Genomic DNA, 24,058 nt, shown 5'->3' on the forward strand with positions numbered 1-24,058 from the left:
ATCCCCCGCGCGGTACCGGCCATGAACCGCTGCCTGCTGCTCACCGCCCTGCTGCTGTGTACCCCTGCCCCGGCCGCCGAAGACTGGAACCTGGCTTACGACCGCGAAGGCATCCGCGTGTACCTCAGTGGCGCGAATGATTCGCCCTACCAGCAATTTCGTGGTGTAAGCACCATGAAAGCCAGCGTGCGCACCCTCACCGACCTGCAAGAGAACCTGCGCGTGGCCTGCAAGTGGCTATACGCCTGTGACCAGATGCGCCTGCTGGAAGTGGATGGCGCCAATACATGGGTGTACCTGACCACCAACTTGCCATGGCCGACGATGCCGCGGGACATTGTGCTGAAAGTGACCAGCGAACGCCTGGATGACGGCACCCTGCTGCGGCGCCTGAGTGCTGAGCCTGGCAGGATCCCCGAGGTGAAAGGGCTGATCCGTGTACAGCACCTGAGCGGCGAGTGGCGGATGAAACCGCTGGGCGAGCGCAAGACCGAGGTGACGTACCAACTGCAGGCCGACCCGGCCGGGGATGTGCCGGGGTGGTTGGCCAACCGGTTCGTGGTGGATGCGCCGGTGGTGACGTTGCGCACATTGCGGGCAGTTGCTGAGCGCCAGCCCTGACGAGTGCTGAAGTACCTGCACCGCCCCCTGTAGGAGCGGCCTTGTGTCGCGAAAGGGCTGCGAAGCAGCCCCGGGATTTCAGCGTAAATGCACAAATTGCTGGGGCTGCTTCGCAGCCCTTTCGCGACACAAGGCCGCTCCTACAAAGGCCAGTGCAGGTTCAGGCAGCGGTAGCTGTCTGCGGTTGGGCAGAGGCTTTGGTTCTGCGCCGGTAGGCCAGCAACAGGCCCGCGTACCACAGCGGCATCACATACAACGCGGTGCGGGTGTCCGGCTCCAGCGCCAGCAGGCACAGCACGAAGATCAGGAACAGCTGCGACAGCGCGGCGGTGACCTTGCCGCCAGGCAGCTTGAACTTCGACTGCGCGTGCGCCTGCGGGTTTTGCCGGCGGTAAGCGAAGTAGGACATCAGAATCAGCGACCAGGTGACGATGATCATCACGGCAGAAATGGTCGACACCAGGGTAAACACCGTCATCACTTCAGGAATGACGAACAGCAGCGTCAGCGCAATTGCCATGCATACCCCCGAAAACACCAGCGCACGCACCGGCGTACCCGAGCCGGACAGGCGCCCGAACGCCGTCGGCGCCTGTTGTTGGTGCGACAGGCCGTAGAGCATGCGCGAGCCCGAGTAAACGCCACTGTTGGCCGACGACGCAGCCGAGGTCAGCACCACGAAGTTGATGATGCCAGCAGCAGCGGGCAATCCGCCCAGCAGGAACAACTCGACGAATGGGCTACGGTTGGCCGGCACATTGGCCCAGGAGACCACACTGATGATGCACACCAGCGAACAGATGTAGAACAGCAGGATGCGCACCGGGATGGTGTTGATCGCCTTGGGCAGGGTCTTCTCGGGGTCCTTGGCCTCTGCCGCCGCAGTACCGATCAGCTCAGTGCCGACAAAGGAGAAAATCGCGATCTGGAACCCGGCGAGGAAGCCGAGAATGCCATGCGGCATGACCACGCCTGGCGCCACCAGGTGGCTGAACGACGCCGTCACCCCGCCGGGCGTGGTATAGGAGGTGGCGACCATCACCAGGCCGGTGACCACCAGCAACACGATGGCGACAATCTTGATCAGGCCGAACCAGAACTCCACTTCACCAAAAGCCTTCACCGCCAGCATGTTCAGCCCCAGCAACAGGAACATCGTGGCAAACGCCGGCAGCCAGGTAGGTACATCCGGGTACCAGTACTGCACGAACCCCGCCACCACCACCACGTCGCCCACTGCCGCCACCACCCAGCTGAGCCAGTACGACCAGCTGAGGATGAAGCCGGCCCGCGGCCCCAGGTAGTTGTGCACCAGGTCGGCGAACGACTCCATCTGCAGGTTGGCCAGCAGCATTTCGCCCATGGCCCGCATGATGCAGAACACGAAAAAGCCGATGATGGCGTACACCAGGATGATCGACGTGCCGGACAGCGCAATGATCTTGCCCGAGCCCATGAACAACCCGGTGCCAATAGCACCACTGATTGAAATCAGCTGTATGTGGCGGTTTTCCAGCCGTCGCTTGAGCACTCGGCCCTCTTCTGGCGCGGTGCTTTGCGAATTGCACGTTTGATGCATAGTCGACCTCTTATTCTTTTTTTGTAAAACTTCAGCGCCCCGCGCCGCACCAACTAATTGGCACTAAGGTGCAGGTTCCTGTCATTGAAAATGATAAAAGCGCAGATAATAACGAAGACGGAGACTCACGCCCGGTGCAACTTCGCAGCGGGATTTTTTATTGTTTGAAACGCACCCTGGGTTGTGCGCCTGATACGGTTGTGCAAAAAACGGTTTCATTCTGCCAGCGGCCTTGGCCAAGCGGAACGCTACAGAATGCGCACAGCCAAAGGGATTTTTTGCACTGTGGAAAGCCTGGGTGACAGTTTGCGCAATACACCTGTCAAAAGGCCTGACCCAGCGGTCACATCTTGTAGGTCGAGAGCAGGATGCTGGTCTCGGTATTCTCGATGTGCGGGATCGAGCGGATGGTGTTCAGCGCCCGGTCGAACGCTTCAAGGGTGTCGGCGCGCAGCTCTGCCATCAGGTCCCATCGACCATTGGTGGTGTGAATGGCCACCACATTAGGGTGCCCGCGTAGCGCGTGTTTGACCTCTGCGGCGTGGTGGCCGCTGATGCCGATGCTGGTAATGGCCCGCACGCCCTGGTCCAGCGCATCGGAGCGCAAGCGTACCGTGTAGCCGATGATCACGCCCTGCTCTTCGAGCCGGGTGATGCGGTTTTGCACCGTAGCCCTGGCCACCTTGAGCTTCTTCGCCAGGGTCAGCACGGGGGTACGGGCATTGTCCCGCAACAGCGCAATCAGTTCCCGATCGATAGTGTCCATAAGCCTGCCAAATAATCAGATTGCTACTTTGGGGTGGCAGATTGTCTAGAAAGTTGACGAAACTGGCAACCTGCATTCTTCCTGTTGACGCAACCTTTCATCAAAATGTTCGAGCCGGCGACACTTCGATAACCCTAAGCGTTCACCCGTCAATACTTGAGGGGCAACGCACAATAACAAGGTGCAAGAGCATGACGTATTTCATTGATGTTCCAACCATGTCGGACTTGGTACATGACATTGGCGTAGCGCCGTTTATTGGCGAACTGGCCGCGGCCCTTCGGGACGACTTCAAACGCTGGCAGGAGTTTGATAAATCCGCGCGGGTTGCCAGCCATTCGGAAGTGGGCGTGATCGAACTGATGCCGGTCGCCGACAACAGCCGCTACGCCTTCAAATACGTCAACGGCCACCCGGCCAACACCGCTCGTGACCTGCATACGGTGATGGCCTTCGGCGTACTGGCCGATGTCGAAACCGGTTACCCGGTGCTGCTGTCCGAACTGACCATCGCCACCGCCCTGCGCACCGCAGCCACATCGCTGATGGCAGCCCAGGCACTGGCCCGACCGAACTCGCGCAAGATGGCGCTGATCGGCAACGGCGCGCAAAGCGAATTCCAGGCGCTGGCCTTCCACAAGCACCTGGGCATCGAAGAGATCGTCGCCTACGACACCGACCCGCTGGCCACCGCCAAGCTGATTGCCAACCTCAAGGAATACAGCGGCCTCACCATTCGCCGGGCCGGCTCGGTGGCCGAAGCCGTGAAAGGCGTGGACATCATCACCACGGTGACGGCCGACAAGGCCTACGCCACCATCATCACCCCCGACATGCTCGAACCCGGCATGCACCTGAATGCCGTGGGCGGTGACTGCCCGGGCAAGACCGAGCTACACGCCGACGTGCTGCGCAACGCCCGGGTGTTCGTCGAGTACGAGCCGCAAACCCGTATTGAAGGCGACATCCAGCAGTTGCCAGCGGACTTCCCGGTGGTTGACCTGTGGCGCGTGCTGCGCGGCGAAACCGAGGGCCGCCAGTCTGACAGCCAGGTCACCGTATTCGACTCGGTGGGCTTTGCTCTGGAGGACTACACCGTACTACGTTACGTATTACAGCAAGCAGAAAAGCGCGGCATGGGCACGAAGATCGACCTGGTGCCATGGGTGGAAGACGACCCGAAAGACCTGTTCAGCCACACCCGCGGCCGCGCCGCAAAAAGCCGCATCCGACGCGTTGCCTAACCCAGCTTCCTACCCGGTACTTCCAGATGGCATTCCCAACGCGTTCGATTCAAGCACCTGCGGCAGTGGTCATGGTCCGGCCACATGCCTTCACGCCCAACCCGGAAACGGCAGCCGACAATTCGTTCCAGCGCAGCAGCCCCGATATCGCGGCGCAAGCCCTGGCCGATGTGGCACGCGATGAAGTCACCCAGGCCGCCGGCAGGCTGGAGGCCGAAGGTGTACGCGTGCACCTGTTCGACGATTTCGGCGAACACAACACCCCGGACTCGGTCTTCCCCAACAACTGGTTCTCCACCCACCCTGGCGGGCACATCGCGATCTACTCGATGTACTCGCGCAACCGCCGCCGCGAACGGCGCGCGGATGTGATCGAGATGCTAAAGCACGATTACCGCGTGCAGGACGTGATCGACTATTCGGGGCTGGAGCAGGATGAACTGTTTCTTGAAGGGACCGGTGCCATGGTGTTCGACCACCTCTCGCGGGTTGCCTACACCGCGCGCTCCAACCGCGCCGACCCGATAGCCCTGGAGCGCTTCAGCACGCACTTCAACTTCGAGCCGATGGTATTCGACACCGCCGACGAGCAAGGCACGCCGATCTACCACACCAACGTACTGATGTGCGTGGCGACCGAGTTTGCACTGGTGGGTTTTGGCACGTTCACCAACAAGGCGCGGGCCGAGGAAGTGCGCATGCGGCTGATCGAGTCGGGCCGCGACGTGATTGACCTGAGCAACCAGCAGATCAGCCAGTTTGCCGGCAATGCCATCGAACTGTCCGGGCGTGACGGGCGCATTCTGGCGCTGTCACGCAAGGCCTACGACAGCCTGACCGGTGAGCAGCGCCAGCGCATCGAGCGCTCGGCGCGGCTGGTACCGCTGGACGTGCCCACCATCGAGATGGCCGGCGGCTCGGTGCGCTGCATGATTGCCGGCATTCATCTGTCGCCACGCTTGGCTGCGGCCTGCGCCTGACCAATCAACCGTCGGCCGACTCGATCTCCTGTGGGAGCGGGCACGCCCGCGAAGGCTCCAACACGGTGCCTGGCACGGGCTCCGCCCGTGTTCGCGGGCACGCCCGCTCCCACAGTGATGTGAGCTGCGCCCCGGTGTAGGATACCCATCCAACACCGGGGCGTTGAATTCCACATTCCGCCCAGATCGTCAGATCCCACCACCCGCCAGCAGTTGTGTCATGACCTCGGCCAATGCCTTGACCATCACGTCTGCCGTCGGCCGGTGGACGATAACGATTTCATAGCTGTCGACCTCCGGCAGCCCCTGCCCTGCCCCCAACACCCGGTGCTCACCCGTGGCCGCCCTTGGTGGCAGCAGGCTGATGCCCATGCCATCGGCAACTGCCGCCTGGATACCGCTGAGGCTGGAACTGGTGAAACTGATGCGCCAGCGCCGGCCCATGCTTTCGATAGCGTTGATCATGTCCTCGCGGTACAGGCCACGCGGCGGGAAGGTCACCAGCGGGATCGGGTCCAGCTCGAAGGCGGGGGTGCGCGCACTGTCGATCCATTGCAGGCGCTCGGGCCAGCAGGCCACGCCCTCCCGGGTGTTGCGCCGCTGCTTGAGCAGCACCAGGTCGAGCTCACCGTTGTCGTAGGCCTGGCTGAGGTCGCGGCACAGGCCGCTGGTCACTTCCAGTTTCACTTGCGGGTGCAGCCGGCTGAACGCCGACAGCGCATTGGTGGTGCGCCCGCCAACGAAGTCCTCAGGCACGCCCAGGCGGACGGTGGTGCCTACCATCGCCCCGGCCAGGGCTTCGAGCATCTGGTCATTCAGCGCCAGCATGTGCCGGGCATAGCCGAGCAAGGTCTGCCCGGCGTCGGTCGGCAGCACATCGCGGTTACCCCGCACCAGCAAGCGGTGGCCAACCATGTCTTCCAGGCGGCGGACCTTTTGGCTGATGGTCGACTGGGTCGAGTGCAGGCGCGCCGCCGCCGTGGTGAAGCTGCCGCAATCGGCCACCACCACAATGGCGCGTAGCAGGTCGAGGTCGAACAGGGCTCTATTCGATTTCACGCTGATAGACATCTTGGTATTCAACTGCTGAATGGCAAGACTGCGTTCTATCACGGCTAGTCGCCCAGGGCCACACCTTCACGCCGTGGGTCGGCGCCACCGGACCAGCCATCGCCGCTGCGCTGGATGATCTGCATGCCGCTGGTCATGGTCATCGGTGTCACCTCATGGCCCCAGGCCGCCAGTTGGCGGACAAGCGCTGGGCTGGCCAGCCCGGCTTCCACTTCGGTGCCGGCATTGCGGCTGCCGAAGTTGGGCAGGCCGGCAGCCTGCTGCGGGTCGAGCTGCCAATCCAGCAAGCCGATCAGGGCCTTGTTCACGTAGCCAATGATCTGCGAGCCGCCCGGCGAACCAAGGCTGGCCACAAACTCGCCAGAAGCACGCGAGAACACCAATGTCGGCGCCATCGCCGACAGCGGCCGCTTGCCCGGCTGTACCCGGTTGGCCACGGGCTTGCCGTGCTCCTGGGGGATAAACGAAAAGTCGGTCAGATGGTTGTTGAGCAAGAAGCCCCTGACCATCAGGTGCGAACCGAACGCGGCCTCCACCGAGGTGGTCATGGCCAATGCCTGGCCGCTGTCATCCACTGCGCTGAGGTGCGAAGTGGAAATGCGCAAAGGCGAGCGATCGGGTGCCAGGGCCAGGTCGGCGCCTTGGGGCTGGCCCGGGCGAGCGCGCTTCATGCTGTGATCACCGATCTGCGCTGCTCGGCTGGCCAGGTAGGTGGCGTCGGTCAGGGCTTTGACCGGGACCGGCACGTAGTCGCTGTCGCCCAGGTACTGAGCGCGGTCGGCATAGGCCAGGCGCTCGGCTTCGGCGATGAGGTGCACGGCCAGCGGCGGTGCCTCCAGGCCTGCCGGGGACGCGCTCGCCAGCGGCCGCAGCGCCGCCAGGTCGCGCTGTGGCGTGGCGCGCTGCACGGCTTCAAGCATGCCCAGCGTCTGCAACACCGTCACCCCACCCGACGATGGCGGCGGCATACCGCAGATACGCCAGGCCTTGTAGGGGCCGCACACTGGCTCGCGTTCCTTGGCGGTGTACTGCTCAAGGTCTTGTAATGACAGATAACCGGCATTGGCATGGCTGCGCACCTTGGCCACGATGGCCCGGGCGATTTCACCGGTGTAGAACGCCTGGGGCCCGTGCGCGGCAATCTGCTCGAACGTTTGCGCAAGTTCGGGGTTGCGCAACGTCGTGCCCACCGGCAGCGGCTTGCCCTTTTCATCCAGGAAGTAGCGCGCCATGGCGGGTGAACGAGCGATATACGGGTCACCTGCCACCAGGGTGTGAAGGCGTGCGGAAACCGGGAAGCCGTTACGAGCCAACTTGATGGCCGGGGCAAAGAGTTGCTGCCAAGGCAGCTTGCCGTGCTGCTCGTGAGCCAGTTTCAGCGCGCGCAGTACACCGGGCACACCCACTGAACGCCCGCCGATCTGCGCCGACCTGAACGGCATCGGTGAACCATCGGCTTGCAAGAACAGTTTTTCCGTTACCTGCGCCGGGGCTGCCTCGCGGCCGTCGAAAGCCTGCACGCGTTTGCCGTCCCAGTAGAGGATAAAGGCCCCGCCACCGATGCCGCTGGATTGCGGCTCGACCAGGGTCAGCACCATTTGCATGGCGATGGCCGCGTCGATGGCGCTGCCACCGGCACGCAGCATCGCCCGCCCCGCTTCGCTGGCCAGCGGGTTGGCGGCGGCGACCATATGCCGGTCGGCGTGCACAGGCTGCAGGCCAGTGCGGTAGCCGGAGGCCAGTTCAGGTGGCGCGGGCAACACCTGGTCGGCACAGGCCCACCCACTCGCGACCGCCAGGCACAGCGCGCTCATCAGCGGTGTGGAGAACTTCATCGTTTTGCTTCCTGCCTTGTCTATTCAGCAGGCCACTGTGGGTCATGCGCAAACTTAACTTCAAGACTTGGTGTGATTTTTCTAGGATGCTGGGAGGTCAATCAGGAGCCACCCCATGCGTAGATCAGCCGCAGCCATGCTGCTAGCCCTGTTCACCAGCCTTGCCGCCCACGCCGAGAACACCACCATGGACAACCGCCTGCACAACGCCGCCCGCCAGGACGACGTGCGCACCCTGCAACAGTTGCTGACACAAGGTGCCCCACTGGACAGCCGTGATGAGCAAGGCCGCACTGCCCTGCTGGTGGCCACCCACGGCAACCAGGTTGCGGCGGCCCAAGCGCTGATCGAGGCCGGTGCCGACGTGAACGCGAAAGACAAGATTGATGACAGCCCCTATCTGTACGCCGGTGCCCGCGGCCTCAACGACATCCTGCGGCTGACCTTGAGCCACGGCGCCGACCTCAAGAGCACCAACCGCTACGGGGGAACTGCGTTGATCCCTGCGGCCGAGCGTGGGCATGTCGAGACCGTGCAGATGCTGATCGACGCTGGGGTGGACGTGAACCACCTGAACCGGCTGCACTGGACCGCGCTCATGGAGGCAGTGATCCTGGGGGATGGCGGACCGCGACATGTGGAGATTGTGCGCCGGCTGCTGGCGGCGGGCGCGGATCGGCAGATTGCCGACAAGGACGGGGTTACCGCGCTGGAGCATGCGCGCCAGCGAGGGTACCGAGAAATGGAGACGCTACTGACCCGCTGATTTGCCGCCGGATACGATCCTTGTAGGAGCGGCCTTGCGTCGCGATAGGGCCGCAAAGCGGCCCCAGCAATTTATGCGGCGAAGCTGAAATGTTGGGGGCGCTGCGCACCCCGTTCGCGACACAAGGCCGCTCCTACAGGAAGGGCGTTGCGCAATGGCAGGTCAGACGACTTCTTCGTACGGCAGCCCTACATAGTTCTCGGCAATGTTCAGCAGCCCCGCTGGGGAGTTGAGGAAGTACTCGCGGTCTGCCTCCTGCATCTTCTGGTCCCAGGCATCCTTGTGGCTGCCGAAGTCATGCAGCAGCTGGGTCATGAACCAGCTGAAACGCTCGCCCTTCCATACCCGGCGCAGGGCCAGCGGCGAATATTGCTGAAGCAGGTCGGTACGCCCTTCGCCGTACACCTTGACCAGGATGCGATAGAGGTAGTTGACGTCCGAGGCTGCCAGGTTCAGGCCTTTGGCGCCGGTAGGTGGGACGATGTGCGCAGCGTCACCCACCAGGAACAGGTGACCGTACTGCATGGGCTCGACCACCAGGCTGCGCAGCGGCGCGATGCTTTTTTCCAGGGCTGGGCCAGTGACCAGGTCAGCCGCTACATCGGCGGGCAAACGGGCTTTGAGCTCGTCCCAGAAGCGCTCGTCCGACCATTGCTCGACGCGGTCCTGCAAAGGCACCTGCAGGTAGTAGCGGCTGCGTGTTTGCGAGCGCTGGCTGCACAAGGCGAAACCACGCTCGTGGTGGGCATAGATCAGTTCGTGATTGACCGGTGGCGTGTCTGAAAGCATGCCCAGCCAGCCAAACGGGTAAACCCGCTCGTACTGCTTCAGCACGCCCTCGGGGATGCTTTGCCGCGACACGCCATGGAAGCCGTCACAGCCGGCGATATAGTCGCAGTCCACCCGGTGCACGCGGCCATCTTTTTCGAACGTCAGATACGGCTTCTCGCCCTTCAGTTCATGCGGCTGGACATTGCTGGCGGAATAGATGATCGGTGCACCGCTGGCTTCACGGGCCTGCATCAGGTCACGGGTGACTTCGGTCTGGCCGTACACCATCACCGTCTTGCCCCCGGTCAGGGCTTTGAGATCCAGGCGTTGACGGCGCCCGCCAACCAGCAGTTCGACACCTTCGTGCACCAGGCCTTCACGGTCCATGCGCTCGGCCACACCGGCTTCGCGCAGCAGGTCGACCGTGCCTTGCTCCAGCACACCGGCACGGATGCGGCCAAGGACGTACTCGGGCGTCTGGCGCTCTACGATGACGTTATCGATACCGGCCTTGTGCAGCAGTTGGCCCAGCAGCAGGCCAGACGGACCTGCACCAATAATTGCAACCTGAGTTTTCATTGTTGTTGTCTCTGTTCGGACGATGCCGGCCCTGGACTGGCAGTGGGGCGGCATCTGCTGTTAGGGTTTGCCCTTGCATTTTTACTGGCAAAAATTGCCCATTAAGTGTGCTATTCCATGAATAACCTGCACTTTTACAAAAATCGTTCGATTAACGGACAGACCTACCCGCATGAAATCCACCCTCCCCGGCGTCCCCTTGTTCAAGCTGTATGGCGAAAACCAGGCCTGGCCCGGCACCGACCTGCTGCACTGCGAGTCCATCCCGGCGCGTAGCCGTTTGCACCACTGGGAAATCAAGCCGCACCAGCATGCCGAGCTGTTCCAGCTGCTTTACGTACAGCGCGGCCAGGCCCAGGTGGAGGTCGAAGGCGTGCGCAGTGCCATCGGCGAGGCGGCGATCCAGGTGGTGCCGCCGATGACCGTGCATGGCTTTCGCTTCAGTGCCGATATCCAGGGGTATGTGCTGACGTTTGGCACCGCACTGGTGGCAAACCTGGAACAGCGCCTGGGCGCGCCGCTGACGGTGCTGGCGAAACCGGCGTGTTACCCGCTAGGCCAGGACCGTGTGCACCTGCGCAGCCTGATCGGCACCTTGCACCAGGAGTACCAGGGCAATGCCCCCGCGCGGGCGGCCATGCTCGAAGCGCTGGTGACCGCGCTGATGGTGTGGATCAGCCGCCGCCAGCAGTTGGGGCAAGCGCCGCGCAATCGCGATGAACGTGACCGCCAGTTGTTGGGGCAGTACCTGCGACTGGTCGAAGCGCATTACCGCGAGCACCTGTCGGTGGAGGACTTCGCCGCGCGATTGAATGTGCCGAGCCTGCAACTGAACCAGTTGTGCCGGGCGCTGAGTGGCCAGACTGCGCTGCAGGTGCTGCACCAACGCTTGCTGTTGGAGGCGCGGCGCAACCTGATTTATACGCGGATGAGTATCGGGCAGCTGTCGGATAACCTGGGGTTCACCGACCCGACTTACTTTGCCCGGTGGTTCAAGCGCTTGAGTGGGCAGACGCCCAATGGGTATCGCAGGTCGGTGCAGCCGGAATGAATTGTGGCTGACTGTACCGGCCTCTTCGCGGGCTCGCCCGCTCCCACAGGTATTGCGCCTCTGTGGGAGCGGGCAAGCCCGCGAAGAGGCCGGTAAAAGCAGCACACAGTTTCAGCCCTTGCTTGACGTATACGTAAACCTGCCTTCAGGATAACCGCATACCCCACGCCGAGCCCCAGCATGAGCACCCAGACCTACAGCATCTCCGACCTGTCCCGCGAGCTGGACATCACCACCCGCGCCATCCGTTTCTACGAGGAGCAGGGCCTGCTGAGCCCCGAACGCCGAGGCCTGGAACGTATCTACACAGCGCGCGACAAGGTCAGCCTGAAGCTCATCCTGCGCGGCAAGCGCATCGGCTTTTCGCTGGCCGAGTGCCGCGAGCTGATCGAACTGTACGACCCCACCAGCGGCAACCTCAAGCAGCTCAACAGCATGCTGGCGAAAATTGCCGAGCGGCGTGCCCAGCTGGAACAGCAGATGCTCGACATCCACCAGATGCAACTGGAACTGGACACCGCCCAGGAGCGCTGTGAACAAGCCCTGGCCGCCACCCTGAACAACAAAGACAACCGCTGAACGCCACAGGAAACCCGCCATGCCCTTGCCCAAAGAAGTCCGTCTGGTCGAAGTAGGCCCCCGCGACGGTTTGCAGAACGAAGCCCAGCCCATCAGCGTTGCCGACAAGGTGCGCCTGGTGGACGACCTCACCGAGGCAGGCCTGGCCTATATCGAGGTGGGCAGTTTCGTCTCGCCCAAGTGGGTGCCTCAGATGGCCGGTTCCGCCGAGGTGTTCGCCGGTATCCAGCAACGCCCCGGTGTGACGTATGCGGCGCTGGCGCCAAACCTGCGCGGCTTCGAGGACGCCCTGGCTGCCGGGGTGAAGGAAGTGGCGGTGTTTGCAGCTGCTTCTGAAGCGTTCTCGCAGCGCAACATCAACTGCTCGATCAGCGACAGCCTCAAGCGCTTCGAACCGATCATGGAAGCTGCGCGCAACCACGGTGTGCGCGTACGCGGCTACGTGTCGTGCGTACTTGGTTGCCCCTATGAAGGCAAGGTCAGCGCCGAACAGGTCGCCCCGGTGGCCCGCGCCCTGCATGACATGGGCTGTTACGAGGTCTCCCTGGGCGACACCATTGGCACAGGTACCGCCGGCGATACCCGGCGCCTGTTCGAGGTGGTTTCGGCCCTGGTACCACGCGAGCAACTGGCCGGGCACTTCCATGATACCTATGGCCAGGCATTGGCCAACGTCTATGCCAGCCTGCTCGAAGGTATCAATGTGTTCGACAGCTCGGTGGCCGGGCTGGGTGGCTGCCCTTACGCCAAAGGCGCTACCGGCAACATCGCCACGGAAGATGTGGTGTACCTGCTGCAGGGGCTGGGCATTGCTACCGGCATCGACCTGGACCGGCTGATCGCCGCGGGCCAACGCATCAGCAGCGTGCTCGGCCGCGGCAATGGGTCGCGGGTAGCACGGGCGCGCAGCGCGCAATAAGTCATACGGGTGTCACATACGTGTGGGTGAAGTGTTACCGCCCCCACGTTTCACAGCAAAAAATCGGGTAACAGGGAAACAAATCGACAGAATTTCAGGCCTGGCAATTTCTATGAAAAACGCTAAGTGCTTGATTTTAAAGGATTTGAAAAAGTTGGCACGCACCCTGCTATATCTTTCGTACAAGAACAAAAAAAATGTGACACCCAATAAAAACAACAGGTAACGACTCTGACATAACAAGAACAACACGGCAGAGGCGTAGCAAGCAGATCTTTTTGGAGTCGACACGCTTTTCAGGGGTACGCCCCGCGGTCTGGCACAGAACAACAAAACTACCTCAAGGTAGCTACAGCCAGGTTCGGATCAATGATGAAAGCAGGTCAGCGCTCAAAAAAATACGTTTGCTCTTGACCCCGCATGGGGGTCGCACGCAACACCAAGGCAGGCTAACAAAAACAACAAAAAGCCGGTCTCAATAATAAAAAAAGAGCAAGCAGCAACGCTTTGGGGGGAGCTTCGGCTCCCCTTAGTGCTTCCTGCCCTCCTCCTCCTCTTCCTTCTGCTTTTCCTCGCTCTGTCCTTCGACCTTCTCCACCAGCAACGGCATCGTGCCCAGTACCAGCAGGGCCAGCACCGTGCTGATCAACGCCGTGGCTTCGCGCCCCATGCCGGCAGCCGTACCGATGGCAGCAGTCATCCATAGCCCTGCGGCGGTAGTCAGGCCTTTCACATGGCTGGTGTCCTTCCCGTTACCTTTCAGGATGGTACCCGCCCCCAGAAAGCCGATACCGGCGACGATCCCCTGGATTACCCTGCTTAACGCCTGTTCATCAGCCCCGGCCATGCTCGGCGCCAGCACGAACAGCGCGGCGCCCAGCGAGACCAGCATGTGGGTGCGCACCCCGGCGGATTTGCCTTTGTGTTCGCGTTCAAAGCCCAGCACAGCGCCAAGTATGGCTGCCATCAGCAGGCGCACCAGAATGCGCGTGACCTCGCGCTCATCGGTGACATCGGCGAATTCGGCCTGGATTGCTTGCCAGATGACGTCCATCACAGTTGTCCCCATGCTGAGCCTTGTGTGGCCAGGTCCGGCCTTTTCGCGGGCATGCCCGCTCCCACATGTACTGCACAGTTCTAGATACTTGTGGTGATCCTGTGGGAGCGGGCGTGCCCGCGAAGAGGCCAGGCCTGCCCTATGCAGAGTTGACCTCTGCACACAGGGCAAAGTGCCGCTCAGCCTGTTGATGCAGCAACCAGCCCCTCACTGCGGTCCACTCTGTACATCCCGAGGAGGACTTCATCATGCCCGTTGAAATCGAAGAATCCACCCAACGCTGCACCCTGATCGGCGAAGACTTGCGCATCGAGGGTGACGGCCCCGATATCGAAATCATCACAGACGAACAGCTGCGCATGTCAGTGGCCTTGCTCGCAGGCCAACGCGTGCCCATCACTGAATCCGAGGCCGATGCACTGACCGTGGCGGGTGCGGTGGATAGCCGCAGGCACCTGAAGACCAGTGTGCCAGGCTCGGTGATCTAAGGCCTGGCGGGGCCGACCGGGTAATCTGATACGGTTTTTATCGCAAAATCTGAGCCTGTGCTGATAACAGCCTCAGGGCCATAGTGCTCATGCCTGATCGAGGCCTGATGAGCACCGAACCATGAATAACAGAATCCCTTTTACAGAGATCGCCGCCGCCCCAGCCAGCCACCCTCCGCGACGCATCGACAGCGGCATCCACACCCGCAGCTTTACCGGGCTGTACCGTACCCTGCGCATCGGCTTTGCCGGCGCCCTGTTCGTGCTGTTCTTTGGCACCGCCTGGCTGAACTGGAACGGCCGCCAAGCCGTGCTGTGGGACTTGAGCGAAAGCAAATTCCACATCTTTGGCGCCACTTTCTGGCCACAGGATTTCATCCTGCTGTCGGCGCTGCTGATCATCTGCGCCTTCGGCCTGTTCGCCATTACCGTGTACGCCGGCCGCGTGTGGTGCGGCTACAGCTGCCCACAGAGCACCTGGACCTGGCTGTTCATGTGGTGCGAAAAGGTTACCGAGGGCGACCGCAACCAGCGCATCAAGCTCGCCGCCGCGCCCTGGAGCCTGAACAAACTGGCACGCCGCACCCTGAAGCACAGCCTGTGGCTGGCCATCGGCGTAGTCACCGGGCTGACCTTCGTTGGCTACTTCACGCCCATCCGGCCACTGGCTGCAGAACTGTTCACCTTGCAACTGGGCGGCGTGGCGCTGTTCTGGGTGCTGTTCTTTACCGCTGCCACCTATATCAACGCAGGCCTGCTGCGCGAAGCGGTGTGCCTGCACATGTGCCCGTATGCGCGCTTCCAGGGCGTGATGTTCGACAAGGACACCCTGGCGGTCGCCTACGACCCGCGCCGCGGTGAAACCCGTGGCCCGCGCAAGAAAGGCAGTGACGTAGGCGCCCAAGGCCTGGGCGACTGCATCGACTGCACGCTGTGTGTGCAAGTGTGCCCCACCGGCATCGATATCCGCGATGGCTTGCAAATGGCCTGCATCGGTTGCGCGGCATGCATCGACGCCTGCGACGGGGTGATGGACAAGATGGGTTACGCCCGCGGGTTGATCGGTTACAAGTCCGAACACAGCTTGCAGGGCGGCAGCACCCACTGGCTGCGCCCGCGCCTGTTGGGCTACGCCGCTGCGCTCGGGGTGATGATCGCAGCACTGGTGGTGGCCTTGCAGATGCGCCCGATGGTTTCGCTGGACGTGATCAAGGATCGCGGCCTGTTCCGTGAAAATGCCCAGGGCCAGATCGAGAACATCTACCTGCTCAAGGTCATCAACAAGACCGAACGCACCCGGCACTATGCACTGCGCCTGCTGGACGCTGACGGTTTCACCTTGCAGGGCAACACCGCATTGGTGATCCCGGCCGGCGAAATGAGCGAACTGCCGGTATCGGTGGCGATGCTGGCCGAGCGCCCGGCCAGCAGTTCGCAAACGCTGAGCTTCGAAATCAGCGAGCGCGACGACCCTGCCATTCGCAGCGTGGCGCAAAGCCGCTTCGTCGCACCGATGAACCGCTGATCCCTTACACTGACGCCACCTTGCCTGCCAGGCTTCGACAGAAGGCCAGAATGAAACGCTACGAACGCTTCGCCGACGACATTGCCGAACTGATCCGCTCCGGGGTATTGGGCCCAGGCCAACGCGTGCCTTCGGTGCGCTACGCCAGCCAGACCCACGGGGTGAGCCCGTCCACCGTGTTCCAGGCCTATTACCTGCTGGAGCGGCGCGGGCTGATCCGTGCCCGGCCGCGCTCGGGCTATTTCGTCAACGCCCACGCGCCGCGCCAGTTCAGCGAGCCGCAGGCATTGCAGCCAGTCAGCGAGTCGACGGACGTGGACGTGAGCGGCTTGGTGTTCTCGATCCTCGACTCGATCAAGGACCCCAACACCATACCGTTCGGCTCAGCCTTCCCCAGCCCCGAACTGTTCCCGCTGCAGCGCCTGTCGCGCTCGCTGGCCAGCGCCAGCCGCAGCATGGACCCGCGCATGGTGGTGACCGACCTGTCGCCCGGCAACCCCCAGCTGCGCCGGCAAATTGCCCTGCGCTACATGGTCGGTGGGCTGATGCTGCCCATGGAAGAGCTGCTGATCACCAACGGTGCACTTGAAGCCCTGAACCTGTGCCTGCAGGCAGTGACCCAGCCGGGCGACCTGGTGGCCATCGAGGCCCCCGCCTTCTATGCCTGCCTGCAAGTGCTGGAGCGGCTCAAGCTCAAGGCTGTGGAAATTCCCGTGCACCCGCGCGAAGGCATGGACCTGGGGGTACTGGCACAGACGCTGGAAAAGCACCCGGTGAAAGCCGTCTGGTGCATGACCAACTTCCAGAACCCGGTAGGCGCGAGCATGCCGGAGGCGAAGAAGCAGGCGCTGGTGGAACTGCTGACGCGTCACCAGGTACCGTTGATCGAAGACGACGTATACGCCGAGCTGTATTACTCGCAACAGGCGCCAAAGCCGGCCAAGGCCTTCGATACCCAGGGCCTGGTGATGCATTGCGGCTCGTTCGCCAAAAGCCTCGCACCCGGTTACCGCATCGGCTGGGTGGCGGCCGGGCGCTTTGCGCAGAAGATCGAGCGGCTGAAACTGATGACCTCGCTGTGCGCCTCGATGCCGGCCCAGGCTGCGATTGCCGACTACCTGCAGCACGGCGGCTACGACCGCCACCTGCGCAAGCTGCGCTACGCCCTGGAGGGCCAGCAGGCCAACATGCTGGCGGCCATTGCCCGCCATTTCCCGGCGCAGACGCGGGTCAGCCAGCCGTCCGGCGGCTACTTCCTGTGGCTGGAGCTGCCCGAGCAGATGGACGCCCTGAAGCTGTTCCATATGGCCCTGGCCCAAGGCATCAGTATCGCCCCAGGGCCGATCTTTTCGCCCACCCGCCGCTTCGGCAACTGCATCCGGCTCAACTACGGCAGCCCCTGGCATGACGGCGCCGAACGGGCCATGGAGACCCTGGGGCGAATCATCCGCTCGTTCTGAATGAAAGCTGTCGAATGCCAGCTATAGTTGTCGGACTCGCAGGCAGGATAGCCAGCATGCCCCCCCGACAACACCCAAGCTTGCATAGAGCAACTACAACAAAAACTGCTCGAACTGGAGGCGCAGAATGCCGAACTGCGCATCAAGGCGGCCTGTTATGACGTCATGTCTTGCCACATGCACGAAGGATTCTGTGTACTCGAAATGCTCGAGAACAGTGACGGGGAGCTGTACGACTACCGTTACATCCTTGCCAACGACGCCTGCCTGCAACACACCGCCCACCCAAAACAGTTGGGCCAGACGGCACGTGAAACGATCCCGGAAGAAATCGGAACCTGGCTTCCGCGCTTTGCCGAAGTGGCGCGGTCTGGGCTACCGATGCAGTTCGAGGAGCGGCTGGCGGTGACCGACCGCTGGCTCAAGCTCTCGGTGCATCGCCTGGAGCCCGCCAGCCAGAAACGAGTGGCGGTGGTCTTTACCGGGGTGCCGGCCGAACAGGTAACCCTCGATAACCTGCAGGCACTTAACCATGAACTGTCGAACAGGGTCGACAAGGAGCAAGCCAACAGCAGGCTTCTTGGCGAGCTGGTCGACCACACCCTGGCCAACGTGTTCGCCGCCGACCGCAGCTTCAGGCTGCTGGCGATCAACCGCACAGCACAGGAAACGTTCAAGCGCCTGCGCGGTTTCGTACCCAAGGTGGGTGACTACATTCCGCAATTCCTGTCACGCCAGCCGGATATCAAAAGCCAACTGGAGCCGGTATGGCCACGCGTACTGGCGGGCGAGGCATTCGTCGAGACCATCGCCCTGGGGGGCCCGCAAGCCCTGCGCCATTACGAACTCCGCTACAACCCTTTGCGTGACGCTCAACAGCAAATCCAGGGGGGTTACCTGTTTGCCTACGACATCACAGAACGCGTCGCCGAGCAGGAGCGCCTGCGAGAAATCGAAAACGCTTTGCGCCAATCCCAGAAAATGGAAGCTGTCGGCCAGTTGACCGGGGGTATATCACATGATTTCAACAACCTGCTGGGCAGTATTCTGGCAGCGTTGGAAGTGGCCACCCAACGCCAGGCCGAACACCGCTACCCTGAAGCCACCCGGCTGCTAGCCATCGCCCGACAGGACGCCAGGCGTGCCGCCGCTCTGGTACAACGCCTGCTGGCATTTTCACGCCAGCAAACCTTGATTCCGCAAACTACAGATGTGCATCAACTGGTGGCCGGCATGCACGACCTGATCAATAGCTCGCTGCATGAAGGCATCGATTTCGTTGACCAGACACTGGCCGGCCAATGGGCGATAGCGATTGACCCTCCGCAACTGGAAAGTGCATTGCTCAATCTGTGCATCAACGCCCGCGATGCCATGCCAATGGGTGGCAAACTGTGCATCTGTTGCGCGAATACCCACCTGGATGAAGCCCAGGCCCGCGTACTGGAGCTCCCACCGGGTGACTACTTGCAGATATGTGTCAGCGATAACGGCTTTGGCATGACCCCTGACGTGGCACAACGCGCACTGGAGCCCTTCTTCACTTCAAAACCATTGGGTCAGGGCTCAGGCCTTGGGCTGTCGATCGTCTACGGTTTCATTCGCCAATCCGGCGGGCAATTGCAGATCATCAGCGCGCCTGGGCACGGGACCCGTATTGACCTGTATCTGCCCAAGGATAGCGAGGCGATAGAGACTGCGCCTGCGCCGGCTCAACCCACGCCGGACAAACCTCGATGTACGCCTCGCCTGATCATGCTCGTGGAAGACCAGGTAAACATGCGCCTGGTGATCGAAGAAGTGTTGCAAGAACTCGGGCACGATGTACGCACATTCGTCAATGGACGCAGCGCACTGGATGCATTGCAGGCAGGCCTGCGGCCTGACCTGCTGGTCACCGATATCGGCCTGCCGGGTGACATCGACGGCCGGCAGTTGGCCGCAGTGCTTCCCGCAGACGTGGCAATGCTCTACATCACCGGCTACAGCGCCGACCAAGTCGGTGTCACGCCATCAAAGCACTGTAGCGTGCTGTGCAAGCCATTCAACCTGGCGTCGCTCGATGAACAAATCGAAAACCTGCTGGCAAACCTGCATCCGCCGCAATGAACGGCTATACGTTCGAGGCCCAGTCACAGTAAAGTCTGACTGATACTTTTCTGGAATGTCGCCATGCCCCACCGCGACCTGTCCGGCCTGCGCCGGGAACTCGAGGCCTTGCGTCAACACAACGCGCAGCTGGAATCACAGCTTCGGCAACAGCAGGATCAGGACCACAGCGTTTACCGTTTTCTTTTCGACACGATGGACGAGGGCTTCTGCATCATCGAATTCTTCGATGGCCCGCATGGCCCACTCAGCGACTATGTGCACGTCATCGCCAACGCTGCCTACGCCAAGCACGCCGGCATCCCCAACGTAGCCGGCCAGAAGCTGCGCGAGATGGTGCCCGACGAGGCCGACGTCTGGGTGGCCCGCTACGGAAGAGTGCTGCGCACGGGTGAACCTTTGCATTTTGAGCAGGAGCTGGTCGCCACCGGCCATGTTCTGTCGGTAACCACCTTCCGCATCGAGCCCGCCAGCAAGCGCCAGGTCGCGGTGCTGTTCAAGGACGTGACTGAACGTCGGCAGGCCGAAGCGGCACTGCAACGCCTCAATGACGAACTGGAGCAGCGGGTCCGCGCAGCGCTGGCCGAGCGCACGCGCTTTGCCGAACTGGTCGAACACAGCGTTGCCAACGTGCATATGATCGACACTGGCATGCGCTGGGTAGCCATAAACCGTCAGGCCAAGCTCGACTTTCATCACATCTATGGGATGACGCCGGAGGTGGGTGACGGCCTTACCGACCTGATGGCCGGTTACACGCAAGACCAGGATTTCATTTTGCCTCTCTGGAAGCGGGCCTTGTCTGGCGAGCAGTTCACGACGACTGGCGTGTTTGGTACAGAGCCAACGCAACGGCATTACGAACTGCGCTTCAACTGCATGCGTGACCCGGACGGCACCGTTCACAGCGCCTATCTGTTTGCTTACGACATCAGCGAACGGGTCGCTGACCAGCAGCGCCTGCTTCAAACCGAACATGCACTGCGCCAAGCGCAGAAAATGGAAGCTGTAGGGCACCTCAGTGGCGGCATTGCCCACGACTTCAATAACCTGCTTGGGGGCATTCAGGGCGCACAGGAGCTGATGCAGCGGCGGCTTGAGCAGAAGCGTTACGACCAGTTGCCCGAACTGCTGCAGGCTGCCAGTGGCGCCGCACAGCGTGCAGCCGCTGTGGTACACAGGCTATTGGCGTTCTCGCGCCAGCAAACCCTGTTACCACAGCCAACCGACGTGTCCCGCCTGATCGCGGGCATGGAGGCATTGATCCGAGGCAGTGTCGGCCCCGCTATTGAGCTGCATTACAGTTTCCACGAACAGCTTTGGCCAACGTTCATTGACCCGCCCCAGCTGGAAAGCGCCCTGCTCAACCTGTGCCTCAATGCACGCGATGCACTGCCTGATGGCGGCAAAGTGTTGCTCTACGGTGAAAATCTCACCCTCGATCTGCAGCGCGCGCAGGCATTGGGCTTGTTGCCCGGCGACTATCTTCACCTGGGTGTCGAAGACAATGGGCTGGGTATGTCACCGCAGGTGGTAGCGCAGGCGATGGACCCATTTTTCACCACCAAACCCATGGGCCAAGGTACCGGCCTGGGGCTGTCCATGGTCTACGGTTTCGTGCGCCAGTCAGGTGGTCAGCTGCAAATTGATTCCGCACTCGGCAAAGGCACGTGCGTGGATATATACCTGCCACGCCACCATAGCCAGCAGGCTGCAGAACACGCCGGTTCGCCTGCAACGCTTGAAGCGCACGGCAGGGTGACCGGCGCCCTTATCGTGCTGGTCGAGGACCAGGCAGCGCTGCGCGCGGTTCTGCGCGAAGTGCTGGAGGAGTCTGGTCATGTTGTTCAGGCGTTTGCGACGGGCCCGCAAGCACTGGGTTATCTGGAAAGCTGCAACACGCCTGGCCTGCTGATCAGCGACATCGGCCTGCCCGGCGGGCTGAATGGCCGACAAGTCGCCGAGCGCTGCCGAGCCTGGCACCCGCTCACCCCAGTGCTGTTCATCACCGGTTACGATGAGAGCGCAGTACTGAACCAGGGGCAGCCGCTGGAGCACTCCAGCGTGCTTACCAAACCCTTTGACCTGACTACCTTGGCCAATGAAGTGACGAGGTTGCTGGGGCAATTGCCTGTGGACACGGAGCGCCAGGGATGAGCAATGACTGCCCTTTGGAAGTAGCCGAAGAACTGCAACGCCTGCACGAACGAATTGCATACCTCGAACGGCATAATCACCAGCTGCAATCCGCACTGACAGGCATTGCCCAACGCCTGCAAGAGGCGGATCGGTACCGGTTTCTGTTCGAGAACATGGAGGAAGGCTTTTGCATCATTCAGTTCATCGACGGCCCCCACGGGCCTCTGAGTGACTATGTTCATCTGATGGCCAACCCGGCCTACTGCCGCCATGCAGGGCTCACCAATGTGGTGGGGCGCAGATTGCGAGAAGTCATTCCTGACGAGGCGGATGTCTGGCTGAATTACTTCGGCACCGTGGAGCGCACGGGAGAACCGCTGTACTTCGAGCATGAGCTGCTCTCCACCGGGCGCTGCCTGGGCTTGGCAGCGATCCGAATCGAAACGTCCGAAGATCACCTGGTCGCCGTGATATTTCGTGATGTGACTGCACGCAAACACGCTGAAAATGCACTACGGGCCCTGAACGAAGAACTTGAGGAACGCGTCGCACTGGCTGTTGCCAAGCACCAAAAAGCTGAAGCAGCCTTGCAGCAGGCGCAAAAGCTCGAAGCGGTCGGCCAGTTGACGGGGGGGCTTGCGCACGACCTCAACAACCTGCTCGGTGGCGTGCTTGGGGCTCTAGAGCTTGCCAGGTGCAGGGTGACCGACGAACACCAACAAGCCACGCTTCCGGCGCTGCTGGACAGTGCGCACAATGCCGCGCATCGGGCTGCCGCGCTCATCCACCGCCTGCTGGCATTTTCCCGCCAGCAGACCTTGCAACCCTGCCCCACGAATGTTTCAGAGCTGGTCAATGGCATGCTGGAGCTCATCAGCCGCACTATTGGGCCGCACATCACGCTCGACTGCTGGTGCAACGAGGCTGCGTGGGTGGTGCGCATCGACCCGCCACAGCTGGAAAGCGCACTGCTCAACCTCTGCATAAATGCACGCGACGCCCTCCCTGCCGGGGGCATGATCCGGATAACGCTGGATAATCTGAAAATACCTGCAGAACGCGCCGAGCCACTGGACCTGGCGCCAGGCGAATACCTGTGCCTGAGCGTCGAGGACAACGGGCGCGGCATGACAGATGAAGTCAGGGCGCGCGCTGTAGACCCGTTCTTCACCACCAAACCCATGGGCCAGGGTACCGGGCTTGGCCTGTCGATGGTGTACGGTTTCGTGCGCCAGTCAGGGGGGCAGTTGCAAATCGAGTCGGCGCAGGGCCAGGGGACACGGGTGAGCCTGTTCATGCCGCGGCATCATGCGCGTCCAGACGCCCGCTTGCCCGACCCGGAACAATCAGTGGCGTACCTGCCTGCAAGCACCGTGCGAGAGATCGTCGTGGTGGAAGACGTAGACGCCATGCACCTGGTCATTGCAGAAACGCTGCATGACCTGGGGCATACGGTCAAGGTGTTCGAAGACGGCCCCACCGCGCTTGCCGGGATGGAGGGCCGCCCTCGGCCCGACCTGCTGATCAGCGATGTCGGCTTGCCGGGGGGTATCAACGGGCGGCAGCTGGCCGACAGGCTGCGTTTGTCCTACCCGGGCCTCAAGGTTTTATTCGTTACCGGGTACGATGAGCATGCCGTGCTCGCCGAGGGTTCCCTGGACGACGGTATGAGTGTTCTGACCAAGCCGTTCACCCTGCCAGCACTGGCAACCCGCGTCAGCCAGATGCTTGAAGCGTGAAGCAGTGGGCGCTCAGCGCCCGCCGCTCAGGTCGATGAAACTGCCGGTGGAATAGGACGCTTTGTCCGAGAGCAGCCAGAGGATGGCTTCGGCCACTTCCTCGGGGCGTCCGCCGCGCCCCATGGGCAAACCGGGCTCAAGCTTGCTGACCCGGTCCGGGTCGCCGGACAAGGCATGGAACCCTGTATGGATGTAGCCCGGGCGTACGCCATTGACCCGCACGCCCTCGCCTGCCACTTCTTTGGCCAGGCCAATGGTGAAGGTGTCGAGCGCGCCCTTGGAGGCGGCATAGTCGACATATTCGTTGGGTGAGCCCAGGCGCGCCGCCATCGATGACACATTGACGATGGCCCCGCCCTGCCCGCCATGCCGGCGCGCCATACGCAGCAAGGCGTGCTTGGCGCAGAGCATGGGGCCGACGACGTTGGTCTTCATGACTTTGAGCAGGCGGAACTCGGACATGTCCTCGACCCTGCTTTGCTGGCCGATGGTGCCGGCGTTGTTGACCAGTGCGGTGACCGGGCCGAGCTCTTCATCGACGCGCTGGAACAGCTGGATGATCTCATCCTCGACGCTGGCGTCGGCGCGCACGGCGATGGCCTCGGCGCCCAGGGCGCGGACCTGGCCGAGGAGGTTTTCGGCGGCCTGGTCGTCGGCGTGGTAGTTGATGCAGATGCGGTAGCCCTGGCGGGCGGCCAACAGCGCCGTGGCGGCACCGATACCGCGGCTGCCGCCGGTGATGACGATGACGTTCTCCATGAATTTGCCAATCGCTTGGGG

20 protein-coding genes are annotated in these 24,058 nt (G+C 62.2%); 13 read left to right on the top strand and 7 right to left on the bottom strand.

What is annotated here, in order from left to right; genetic code table 11:
* Nucleotides 1-21 precede the first annotated feature (21 nt).
* Nucleotides 22-621: an START domain-containing protein gene (locus AK81_RS00760; RefSeq protein WP_043196001.1), complete on the top strand. Its 600-nt coding sequence runs from the start codon at nucleotides 22-24 to the stop codon at nucleotides 619-621.
* 160 nt (nucleotides 622-781) lie between these two features.
* Here AK81_RS00760 and AK81_RS00765 read toward each other — a convergent pair whose 3' ends face one another.
* Nucleotides 782-2,200 carry an amino acid permease gene (locus AK81_RS00765; RefSeq protein WP_043196002.1) on the bottom strand — a complete coding sequence of 473 codons (1,419 nt, stop codon included), beginning with the start codon at nucleotides 2,198-2,200 and terminating at the stop codon, nucleotides 782-784.
* Nucleotides 2,201-2,543: 343 nt separating this feature from the next.
* Nucleotides 2,544-2,966 carry an Lrp/AsnC family transcriptional regulator gene (locus AK81_RS00770; RefSeq protein ID WP_016499380.1) on the bottom strand — a complete coding sequence of 141 codons (423 nt, stop codon included), beginning with the start codon at nucleotides 2,964-2,966 and terminating at the stop codon, nucleotides 2,544-2,546.
* Between the two features lie 191 nt (nucleotides 2,967-3,157).
* On the opposite strand from AK81_RS00770, the gene AK81_RS00775 reads away from it, so the two are divergent.
* Together AK81_RS00775 and ctlX are read left to right on the top strand one after the other, a co-directional pair.
* Nucleotides 3,158-4,210: an ornithine cyclodeaminase gene (locus tag AK81_RS00775; protein WP_043196005.1), complete on the top strand. Its 1,053-nt coding sequence runs from the start codon at nucleotides 3,158-3,160 to the stop codon at nucleotides 4,208-4,210.
* A gap of 26 nt (nucleotides 4,211-4,236) precedes the next feature.
* Nucleotides 4,237-5,190: a citrulline utilization hydrolase CtlX gene (gene ctlX / locus AK81_RS00780; RefSeq protein WP_050491822.1), complete on the top strand. Its 954-nt coding sequence runs from the start codon at nucleotides 4,237-4,239 to the stop codon at nucleotides 5,188-5,190.
* A gap of 189 nt (nucleotides 5,191-5,379) precedes the next feature.
* Here ctlX and AK81_RS00785 read toward each other — a convergent pair whose 3' ends face one another.
* Both AK81_RS00785 and ggt read right to left on the bottom strand, forming a co-directional pair.
* Nucleotides 5,380-6,261, bottom strand: coding sequence for a LysR substrate-binding domain-containing protein (locus AK81_RS00785; protein WP_016487399.1), 882 nt, complete (start codon nucleotides 6,259-6,261; stop codon nucleotides 5,380-5,382).
* 44 nt (nucleotides 6,262-6,305) lie between these two features.
* A complete protein-coding gene (gene ggt / locus AK81_RS00790; RefSeq protein ID WP_043196006.1) occupies nucleotides 6,306-8,096 on the bottom strand; it encodes a gamma-glutamyltransferase in 1,791 nt (596 codons plus the stop codon).
* Between the two features lie 115 nt (nucleotides 8,097-8,211).
* Here ggt and AK81_RS00795 point away from each other — a divergent pair, with 115 nt between their 5' ends.
* Nucleotides 8,212-8,862, top strand: a complete 651-nt coding sequence (locus AK81_RS00795; protein ID WP_043196007.1) for an ankyrin repeat domain-containing protein — start codon at nucleotides 8,212-8,214, stop codon at nucleotides 8,860-8,862.
* A gap of 162 nt (nucleotides 8,863-9,024) precedes the next feature.
* On the opposite strand, the gene pobA is transcribed toward AK81_RS00795, so the two are convergent.
* Nucleotides 9,025-10,212 carry a 4-hydroxybenzoate 3-monooxygenase gene (gene pobA / locus AK81_RS00800; RefSeq protein ID WP_043196008.1) on the bottom strand — a complete coding sequence of 396 codons (1,188 nt, stop codon included), beginning with the start codon at nucleotides 10,210-10,212 and terminating at the stop codon, nucleotides 9,025-9,027.
* Between the two features lie 172 nt (nucleotides 10,213-10,384).
* On the opposite strand from pobA, the gene AK81_RS00805 reads away from it, so the two are divergent.
* The 3 genes from AK81_RS00805 (at nucleotide 10,385) to AK81_RS00815 (ending at nucleotide 12,761) form a co-directional block, all read left to right on the top strand.
* Nucleotides 10,385-11,263, top strand: a complete 879-nt coding sequence (locus AK81_RS00805; RefSeq protein WP_043196010.1) for a helix-turn-helix domain-containing protein — start codon at nucleotides 10,385-10,387, stop codon at nucleotides 11,261-11,263.
* A 180-nt stretch (nucleotides 11,264-11,443) separates the two neighbouring features.
* The gene (locus tag AK81_RS00810; protein WP_016487404.1) at nucleotides 11,444-11,842 is read left to right on the top strand and encodes a MerR family transcriptional regulator; all 399 of its coding nucleotides are present in this window, start codon (nucleotides 11,444-11,446) and stop codon (nucleotides 11,840-11,842) included.
* A gap of 19 nt (nucleotides 11,843-11,861) precedes the next feature.
* Nucleotides 11,862-12,761 carry a hydroxymethylglutaryl-CoA lyase gene (locus AK81_RS00815; protein WP_043196017.1) on the top strand — a complete coding sequence of 300 codons (900 nt, stop codon included), beginning with the start codon at nucleotides 11,862-11,864 and terminating at the stop codon, nucleotides 12,759-12,761.
* 529 nt (nucleotides 12,762-13,290) lie between these two features.
* On the opposite strand, the gene AK81_RS00820 is transcribed toward AK81_RS00815, so the two are convergent.
* Entirely contained in the window at nucleotides 13,291-13,815 is a 525-nt protein-coding gene (locus tag AK81_RS00820) for an MgtC/SapB family protein (protein ID WP_043196019.1), read from the bottom strand.
* 251 nt (nucleotides 13,816-14,066) lie between these two features.
* Here AK81_RS00820 and AK81_RS00825 point away from each other — a divergent pair, with 251 nt between their 5' ends.
* The 6 genes from AK81_RS00825 (at nucleotide 14,067) to AK81_RS00850 (ending at nucleotide 23,278) form a co-directional block, all read left to right on the top strand.
* On the top strand, nucleotides 14,067-14,306 hold the full coding sequence (locus AK81_RS00825; protein WP_043196021.1) for a DUF3203 family protein: 240 nt from the start codon (nucleotides 14,067-14,069) through the stop codon (nucleotides 14,304-14,306).
* 121 nt (nucleotides 14,307-14,427) lie between these two features.
* Nucleotides 14,428-15,831, top strand: a complete 1,404-nt coding sequence (gene ccoG / locus AK81_RS00830) for a cytochrome c oxidase accessory protein CcoG (protein ID WP_043196022.1) — start codon at nucleotides 14,428-14,430, stop codon at nucleotides 15,829-15,831.
* Nucleotides 15,832-15,881: 50 nt separating this feature from the next.
* The gene (mapR, locus tag AK81_RS00835; RefSeq protein ID WP_043196025.1) at nucleotides 15,882-17,291 is read left to right on the top strand and encodes a GntR family transcriptional regulator MpaR; all 1,410 of its coding nucleotides are present in this window, start codon (nucleotides 15,882-15,884) and stop codon (nucleotides 17,289-17,291) included.
* A 177-nt stretch (nucleotides 17,292-17,468) separates the two neighbouring features.
* Nucleotides 17,469-19,400 carry a PAS domain-containing sensor histidine kinase gene (locus AK81_RS00840; protein WP_241496041.1) on the top strand — a complete coding sequence of 644 codons (1,932 nt, stop codon included), beginning with the start codon at nucleotides 17,469-17,471 and terminating at the stop codon, nucleotides 19,398-19,400.
* A gap of 63 nt (nucleotides 19,401-19,463) precedes the next feature.
* Nucleotides 19,464-21,557 carry a hybrid sensor histidine kinase/response regulator gene (locus tag AK81_RS00845; protein WP_043196027.1) on the top strand — a complete coding sequence of 698 codons (2,094 nt, stop codon included), beginning with the start codon at nucleotides 19,464-19,466 and terminating at the stop codon, nucleotides 21,555-21,557.
* The gene (locus AK81_RS00850) at nucleotides 21,554-23,278 is read left to right on the top strand and encodes an ATP-binding protein (RefSeq protein ID WP_193393736.1); all 1,725 of its coding nucleotides are present in this window, start codon (nucleotides 21,554-21,556) and stop codon (nucleotides 23,276-23,278) included. The genes AK81_RS00845 and AK81_RS00850 overlap by 4 nt, the downstream gene beginning before the upstream one ends.
* A 12-nt stretch (nucleotides 23,279-23,290) precedes the next feature.
* On the opposite strand, the gene AK81_RS00855 is transcribed toward AK81_RS00850, so the two are convergent.
* The gene (locus AK81_RS00855) at nucleotides 23,291-24,037 is read right to left on the bottom strand and encodes an SDR family oxidoreductase (RefSeq protein WP_043196030.1); all 747 of its coding nucleotides are present in this window, start codon (nucleotides 24,035-24,037) and stop codon (nucleotides 23,291-23,293) included.
* Nucleotides 24,038-24,058 lie beyond the last annotated feature (21 nt).

Origin of the sequence: Pseudomonas putida W15Oct28, assembly GCF_000708715.2 — a bacterium.
GTDB lineage: Bacteria > Pseudomonadota > Gammaproteobacteria > Pseudomonadales > Pseudomonadaceae > Aquipseudomonas > Aquipseudomonas putida_R.

Excerpts from the sequence above, each read along its gene's own strand:
- AK81_RS00810 (WP_016487404.1), top strand. The coding sequence starts at position 11,444 with ATGAGCACCCAGACCTACAGCATCTCCGACCTGTCCCGCGAGCTGGAC.
- AK81_RS00785 (WP_016487399.1), bottom strand. The coding sequence starts at position 6,261 with ATGTCTATCAGCGTGAAATCGAATAGAGCCCTGTTCGACCTCGACCTG.
- AK81_RS00825 (WP_043196021.1), top strand. The coding sequence starts at position 14,067 with ATGCCCGTTGAAATCGAAGAATCCACCCAACGCTGCACCCTGATCGGC.
- AK81_RS00840 (WP_241496041.1), top strand. The coding sequence starts at position 17,469 with ATGCACGAAGGATTCTGTGTACTCGAAATGCTCGAGAACAGTGACGGG.
- AK81_RS00760 (WP_043196001.1), top strand. The coding sequence starts at position 22 with ATGAACCGCTGCCTGCTGCTCACCGCCCTGCTGCTGTGTACCCCTGCC.
- ggt (WP_043196006.1), bottom strand. The coding sequence starts at position 8,096 with ATGAAGTTCTCCACACCGCTGATGAGCGCGCTGTGCCTGGCGGTCGCG.
- AK81_RS00770 (WP_016499380.1), bottom strand. The coding sequence starts at position 2,966 with ATGGACACTATCGATCGGGAACTGATTGCGCTGTTGCGGGACAATGCC.
- AK81_RS00765 (WP_043196002.1), bottom strand. The coding sequence starts at position 2,200 with ATGCATCAAACGTGCAATTCGCAAAGCACCGCGCCAGAAGAGGGCCGA.
- ctlX (WP_050491822.1), top strand. The coding sequence starts at position 4,237 with ATGGCATTCCCAACGCGTTCGATTCAAGCACCTGCGGCAGTGGTCATG.
- AK81_RS00815 (WP_043196017.1), top strand. The coding sequence starts at position 11,862 with ATGCCCTTGCCCAAAGAAGTCCGTCTGGTCGAAGTAGGCCCCCGCGAC.
- AK81_RS00775 (WP_043196005.1), top strand. The coding sequence starts at position 3,158 with ATGACGTATTTCATTGATGTTCCAACCATGTCGGACTTGGTACATGAC.
- AK81_RS00855 (WP_043196030.1), bottom strand. The coding sequence starts at position 24,037 with ATGGAGAACGTCATCGTCATCACCGGCGGCAGCCGCGGTATCGGTGCC.
- AK81_RS00820 (WP_043196019.1), bottom strand. The coding sequence starts at position 13,815 with ATGGACGTCATCTGGCAAGCAATCCAGGCCGAATTCGCCGATGTCACC.
- ccoG (WP_043196022.1), top strand. The coding sequence starts at position 14,428 with ATGAATAACAGAATCCCTTTTACAGAGATCGCCGCCGCCCCAGCCAGC.
- AK81_RS00795 (WP_043196007.1), top strand. The coding sequence starts at position 8,212 with ATGCGTAGATCAGCCGCAGCCATGCTGCTAGCCCTGTTCACCAGCCTT.
- AK81_RS00850 (WP_193393736.1), top strand. The coding sequence starts at position 21,554 with ATGAGCAATGACTGCCCTTTGGAAGTAGCCGAAGAACTGCAACGCCTG.
- AK81_RS00805 (WP_043196010.1), top strand. The coding sequence starts at position 10,385 with ATGAAATCCACCCTCCCCGGCGTCCCCTTGTTCAAGCTGTATGGCGAA.
- mapR (WP_043196025.1), top strand. The coding sequence starts at position 15,882 with ATGAAACGCTACGAACGCTTCGCCGACGACATTGCCGAACTGATCCGC.
- pobA (WP_043196008.1), bottom strand. The coding sequence starts at position 10,212 with ATGAAAACTCAGGTTGCAATTATTGGTGCAGGTCCGTCTGGCCTGCTG.
- AK81_RS00845 (WP_043196027.1), top strand. The coding sequence starts at position 19,464 with ATGCCCCACCGCGACCTGTCCGGCCTGCGCCGGGAACTCGAGGCCTTG.